The sequence below is a fragment of the Dietzia maris genome (assembly GCF_014144855.1).
Taxonomy (GTDB): domain Bacteria; phylum Actinomycetota; class Actinomycetes; order Mycobacteriales; family Mycobacteriaceae; genus Dietzia; species Dietzia kunjamensis.
In genome coordinates this window covers 1-6,323 of the sequence record NZ_JAALDN010000140.1, presented here as the reverse complement: position 1 = coordinate 6,323, position 6,323 = coordinate 1, and the positions used below count along the sequence as shown (strand labels likewise).

Sequence of the window (6,323 nt, the reverse complement as noted above, 5' to 3'; positions counted from 1 at the left end):
ATACTCATCCGACGTCCCCGGAACATTCACCGCACGGCGATCACCCACGAGATCCGCCACCGACACGGCGAACAACAGCGACGGCGACTCGGCCACGAATCGATGCAGTGCCACGACCAGATCATCGGGGGAGTCCCCGTCGAGCAGGCCACGCTCCCGCACGACAGCAGTGAAGGCCGAGATCTCGGCCTCGGCACCACGACGTTCCTCGGCGCTGTCGCCCGTCAACTGTCCCAACTCCTCGCGGATATCCACATGGACGAGGTCGGCGTAGCCGGCGGTCGGCGGGAGATCATGGGTCATCACCGACGCCATACACAGCCGTCGATAGTCCTCAGGCGGGATCGGGGCGTCCTCGTCCTGCTCGAACCACATCACGGACGTGCCCAGGATCCCGAGCTCGGACAGCGTCTCGCGGACCCCCGGAGCCACCGTTCCCAGGTCCTCGCCCACCACGACCGCGCCGGCCCGTGACGCCTCGAGTGCGAGAACTCCGAGCATCGCCTCGTGGTCATAGTGGACATATGTGCCCTCGGTCGGAGCCGCGCCCCGGGGAATCCACCACAGCCGGAACAGGCCGAGGATGTGATCGATCCGGACGCCGCCTGAATCCCGCAATGCCGCGCGGACGATGTCGCGGAAGGGACGGTAGCCCTCCTCGGCGAGGGCGTCCGGACGGAGCGGCGGCTGCGACCAGTCCTGACCGCGTTGGTTATAGGCGTCCGGGGGAGCACCCACCGAGACCCCACGGGCCAGTGAATGGTGGAGCGACCACGCATCGGCGCCCGTGGGATGGACCCCCACCGCCAGATCGTGCAGGACCCCGAGACGCATCCCCGCGGCAAGGGCCTCGCGCTGGGCGTGCGCCCGCTGCTCCGCGACCAACCACTGCAACCACAGGTGGAAACGGATCTCTTCCGGATTCTCGTCGGCGTAACCCGCGACGGCCTCCGAGCCCGGATCCCGGAGTTCCTCCGGCCAGGTGGACCAGTCGGGGCCGTGGTCACCGGCCAGCGCGGACCACGTGGCGAAGCCCAGAATCCCGGGCTGCTCATCGACGAACCGGTCGAACGAGTCGGCCCGGGCGCGAGCCAGCGGGACCATGAACAGGATGCGCAACGCCTCGAGCTTCGCGGTCCACGAACTGTCGCGATCGATCGTGTCCACAGTGTTGGTCGCAGCCGCGGTGCGGGCCAGGTCATCCACGCGACGGCGGTCGGCGACTGACAGGGCGGAGTACTCCGGCACGAGCTCGGGGCGCAGGTACAGGGGGGAGGCGAACCGGCGGGTCGTCGGGAGATAGGGCGACGGACCGACCGGCACGAACGGCTCACCCGCATGCATGGGGTTGACCAGGACGAAGTCCGCGCCGAAGTCGCGGCTCGCCCACCCGGCGAGGTCCCCGAGGTCGGCCAGATCGCCGACGCCCCAGGATTGTTCCGACCGGACCTGATAGATCTGTGCCGCCAACCCGACTGCACGGTGCTCCTCGAGTCCGGCGGGCACGGGGATCGCGCGGGGATGGACTAGCAGGGTGCACTCACTGGAGTGGCGGGTGCCGTCCGGGGCTCGGACCACTGCGGTGACGCGATGCCATCCGACGGGCAGATCATCGGGGACCGCCAGAGTGACCCGCTCCATCGCCACCCCGTCGACATCCCGGGCGATCCGGGGTTCGTCGAGGGGGAGCAACGTCGACGGCACGTCGGCGTCCTCGAGAAGGACCTCGACATTCACGATCGCGCCGCGCGGGACGTGGACCGGGCACCCGATGGCGGTGCCCTCACGCGCCACCAGCGTCGGTGGCAGCACACGTCGCCAGGGGCGCAGACGAACAGCACCGAGTGCCTCACGTTCGGAGACGCCGCCCTCGTCGTCGTCGTCGTCGCCGCCGACCTCTACGCCCATCGCGGCGAGCACCGCGCGCAGGGTCGAGGCCGGGACCTCGCGACGGACGCCGTCGGCGTCCTCGTAACTCGATGCGACGCCGCAGACATCGGCGAGCTCGGCCAGGGCAGGGGATACGGCGTGGTTCTCGGTCACGGGACCCACTGTGCCACCGGAGCGAGCCCAGTGAGTCTCGTGCAGAAACGGACCGCAGTCCGAACCGTCCGGTGGGCACAGCGTAGTGTGAAGCGGAACACGTATCAGCTCGCTCAGAGAAAGGCCGTGGACCACCCATGACCGAGGCATTCATCTACGACGCCATCCGGACTCCGCGAGGCAAGGGCAAGCCTGGCGGCGCTCTGCACGGGGTCAAGCCGATCGACCTGGTCGTCGGCCTCATCGAGGAGATGCGGCGTCGCTTCCCCGATCTCGACGAGAACCGGATCTCCGACATCATCTACGGGATCGTCACCCCGACGGGGGATCAGGGCATGGACCTGCCGCGGATCGCCGCGCTGGCCGCCAAGATGCCCGACACCGTCGCGGGTGTGCAGATCAACCGTTTCTGTGCCTCCGGTCTGACCACGATCAACATGGCAGCGCAGAAGATCCGCTCCGGGTGGGACGAGGTCGTCCTCGCCGGTGGTGTCGAGTCGATGTCCCGGGCGCCGATGGGCTCCGACGGCGGCGCCTGGGCTCTGGACCCGGCCACCAACTACGACACCTACTTCTCCCCGCAGGGGATCGGCGCCGACCTCATCGCCACCCTCGAGGGGTTCACCCGCGAGGACGTGGACCGCTACGCCGAGCGCTCGCAGCGCCTGGCCGCCCGCGCATGGGAAGAGGGGCGCTTCGCCAAGTCCGTCGTGCCCGTCAAGGACATCAACGGCGTCACCATCCTCGACCATGATGAGCACATGCGCCCGGGCACCACCGTCGAGGCCCTGGCCAAGCTCAAGCCGTCCTTCGCCATGGTCGGCGACATGGGCGGATTCGACGCGGTGGCACTGCAGAAGTACCACTGGGTCGAGGAGATCAACCACGTCCACCACGGTGGCAACTCGTCCGGCATCGTCGACGGCGCCGCACTCGTGGTCGTCGGATCGGAGAAGGCCGGGCAGGAGATGGGCATGACCCCGCGCGCCCGCGTCGTCGCCGCGGCCACCTCCGGTGCCGACACCACCATCATGCTGACCGGGCCCACCCCGGCGGCCAAGAAGGCGCTCGCCACCGCCGGCCTGACCCCCGATGACATCGACCTGTGGGAGCTCAACGAGGCCTTCGCCTCCGTCGTGCTGCGCTTCCAGAAGGACATGAACATCCCCGACGAGAAGCTCAACGTCAACGGCGGCGCCATCGCCATGGGGCACCCGCTCGGCGCGACCGGCGCGATGATCACCGGCACGGTGCTCGACGAGCTCGAGCGCACCGGCGGCAAACGAGCCCTCATCACCCTCTGCGTGGGTGGCGGCATGGGCGTGGCCACCATCATCGAACGCGTCTGACCCGCACCGACACCACAGGCATAGGAGTAGAAAACCAGTGAGCGAAAACATGTTCCGGTGGGAGCAGGACGGCGACGGCATCGTCACCCTCACCATGGACGACCCCGACCACGGCGCCAACACGATGAACGCCCGGTTCATCGACGACTTCTCCGCCACCGTCGACCGCATCGAGGCCGAGAAGGAGTCCATCAAGGGCGTTGTGCTGACGTCCGCCAAGAAGAGCTTCTTCGGCGGCGGCGACCTCAAGTCCATGATCAAGGCCGGTCCCGACCAGGCCGACGAGCTCTTCGAGCGGTCCATGAGCATCAAGGGCCGCATGCGCGCTCTTGAAACCTGCGGCGTTCCGGTCGTGGCCGCCCTCAACGGCGCGGCCCTGGGCGGTGGCCTCGAGCTCGCGCTCGCCTGCCACCACCGCGTCATGGCCGACGCCCGCGGCGCCAAGGTCGGCCTGCCCGAGGTCACCCTCGGGCTGCTGCCGGGCGGCGGCGGCATCGTCCGCACCGTCCGCATGTTCGGCCTCGCGCAGGCCGTGCCCAACATTCTCATGTCCGGCCGGTCCTTCGCCCCGGACAAGGCTCTCAAGGCCGGCCTGGTCGACGAGGTCGTCGAGCCCGAGAAGCTCCTCGACGCAGCCAAGGCCTGGATCAAGACCGACCCCGAGGCGAGCCAGCCGTGGGACCGCAAGGGCTGGACCCTGCCCGGCGGCACCATCAGTGACCCGGCGCTGGCCGGCGTCCTGCCGTCGTTCCCGGCGAACATGCGCAAGCAGACCAAGGGCGCACCCTCCCCGGCACCGCGCGCCATCATGGCCGCCGCCGTAGAGGGCTCGCAGGTCGACTTCGCCACCGCCGAGAAGATCGAAGCACGCTACTTCGTGTCCCTCGTCACCGGCCCCATCGCGAAGAACATGATCCAGGCGTTCTTCTTCGACATGCAGCACTGCTCCTCGGGCGGGGCCCGGCCCAAGGCCGCCGACGGCTCGGAGATCCCGCGCACCCAGTTCACGAAGGTCGGTGTCCTCGGCGCCGGCATGATGGGCGCCGGCATCGCGTACGTGTGCGCGAAGGCCGGCATCGAGGTCGTGCTCAAGGACGTCGAGCAGGCCTCCGCCGACAAGGGCAAGGCGTACTCGGAGAGCATCGAGGCCAAGGCCCTCGAGCGCGGTCGCACCACGCAGGAGAAGTCCGACGCCCTGCTCGCCCGCATCACCCCCACGACAGACCCGCAGGCCCTGGCGGGGTGCGACCTCGTGATCGAGGCCGTCTTCGAGTCGCCCGAGCTGAAGAAGAAGGTGTTCCAGGAGATCGAGGACATCGTCGCCCCCGACGCGCTGCTCGGCTCCAACACCTCGACCCTGCCGATCACCGACCTCGCCACGGGCGTCAAGCGGCCCGAGGACTTCATCGGCCTGCACTTCTTCTCGCCCGTCGACAAGATGCAGCTGGTCGAGATCATCAAGGGTGACAAGACCACCCCGGAGACGCTGGCCAAGGCGATCGACCTCACGCTGGCCATTCGCAAGATCCCGATCGTGGTCAACGACTCGCGTGGCTTCTACACCTCACGGGTCATCGGCACGTTCGTCAACGAGGCGATCGGGATGCTGGCCGAGGGCATCGAGCCCGCCACCATCGAGCAGGCCGGCCGCATCGCCGGCTACCCGGCGGCCCCGCTGCAGCTGTCCGACGAGCTGAACCTCAACCTCATGGTCAAGATCCGTCAGGCGACCCGCGACGCCGCAGAGGCCGCTGGTGAGGAGTTCGTCCCCGACGCCGTCGACCAGGTGATCCTCAAGATGGTCGAAGAGCTCGAGCGTTCCGGCCGCGCCGCCGGCGCCGGGTTCTACGAGTACGCCGACGGCAAGCGCGCCGGATTGTGGTCGGGTCTCCGCGAGGCGTTCAACACCTCCCCGGACAACGCACCCCCGCTCCAGGATCTCATCGATCGCATGATCTTCGCAGAGGTCCTCGAGACGCAGAAGTGCGTCGACGAGGGCGTGATCGTCGACGACGCGGACGCCAATATCGGCTCCATAATCGGCATCGGATTCCCGGCGTGGACCGGCGGCACCCGCCAGTACGCCAAGAACTACTCCGAGCCGGGGGCCAAGATCGCCACCGGGTACAAGGGTTTCGTCACCCGTGCCGACGAGCTGGCCGCCAAGTACGGTGAGCGCTTCTCGCCCACCGAGTCGCTGAAGAAGCTGGCAGCCGAGCAGGGCTGACCTCCTCCCACACGGCCCGTACGGCGGTCGTCCCGGGGATACCGGGGCGGCCGCCGTACGAGCATCCCGGCGCGTGCGAACGCCTCTCGGTGTCGCGGAACGTGTGCACCACCTCGCGCGGGAGGGCGTTCGGGGCCGTTGTCCCCATGGCCGATTCGCAGAAAGGGAACGCGAGATGTCTGGGCTGATCACAGCGGACGATCTGCACAGTGGATATCGGATCCGACTCGGGGAGATGACCCTCTCGGAGGAGGAGATCGTCGACTTCGCGTCCGAGTGGGATCCCCAGTGGTTCCACACGGACCCGGCCGCCGCTGCGACCGGGCACCACGGAGGCGTGATCGCCAGCGGCATCCACACCCTGGCGATCCTCCAGAAGCTCAGCGTGGAGGCGTTCTACTCACGGTCGGCCGTGATCGCCGGGCGCGGATTCGACCGCCTGCGCTTCACCGCCCCGGTGCGTCCGGGCGCCACGCTGAGTGGCACGGCCACCGTGACCGAGGTGAGCCTCGACGAGGCGAGGGGGCGGGTTGGGATGGACATCGAGATGCACGATCAGGACGCGCGGACCGTCCTCACCGCCACGATGACGGTGTTCCTGTGGCGCCGCGGCCACGGTGGCGCCGCCGGCGGGTGACGGCGGGGCCGGACCCGAACCCGATCCGCGCGAGCGCGTGGAATCCGGCGTCAGCCGCGCTCCGCGG

The 6,323-nt window shown here is 68.8% G+C and carries 4 protein-coding genes; 3 read left to right on the top strand and 1 reads right to left on the bottom strand.

The window, feature by feature from the left end; genetic code table 11:
* Nucleotides 1–2,043: 4-alpha-glucanotransferase (gene malQ / locus G6024_RS05340; RefSeq protein WP_159148237.1), on the bottom strand; the 2,043-nt coding region annotated here is incomplete at its 3' end.
* A gap of 137 nt (nucleotides 2,044–2,180) precedes the next feature.
* Between malQ and G6024_RS05335 the strand changes: the two genes are divergently transcribed.
* The 3 genes from G6024_RS05335 (at nucleotide 2,181) to G6024_RS05325 (ending at nucleotide 6,256) form a co-directional block, all read left to right on the top strand.
* Nucleotides 2,181–3,392, top strand: coding sequence for an acetyl-CoA C-acetyltransferase (locus G6024_RS05335; RefSeq protein ID WP_096905959.1), 1,212 nt, complete (start codon nucleotides 2,181–2,183; stop codon nucleotides 3,390–3,392).
* Nucleotides 3,393–3,429: 37 nt separating this feature from the next.
* Nucleotides 3,430–5,619, top strand: coding sequence for a 3-hydroxyacyl-CoA dehydrogenase NAD-binding domain-containing protein (locus tag G6024_RS05330; protein ID WP_132063576.1), 2,190 nt, complete (start codon nucleotides 3,430–3,432; stop codon nucleotides 5,617–5,619).
* A gap of 175 nt (nucleotides 5,620–5,794) precedes the next feature.
* Nucleotides 5,795–6,256 carry a MaoC/PaaZ C-terminal domain-containing protein gene (locus G6024_RS05325; protein WP_119193401.1) on the top strand — a complete coding sequence of 154 codons (462 nt, stop codon included), beginning with the start codon at nucleotides 5,795–5,797 and terminating at the stop codon, nucleotides 6,254–6,256.
* The last annotated feature ends 67 nt before the right edge of the window (nucleotides 6,257–6,323 follow it).

Excerpts from the sequence above, each read along its gene's own strand:
- G6024_RS05335 (WP_096905959.1), top strand. The coding sequence starts at position 2,181 with ATGACCGAGGCATTCATCTACGACGCCATCCGGACTCCGCGAGGCAAG.
- G6024_RS05325 (WP_119193401.1), top strand. The coding sequence starts at position 5,795 with ATGTCTGGGCTGATCACAGCGGACGATCTGCACAGTGGATATCGGATC.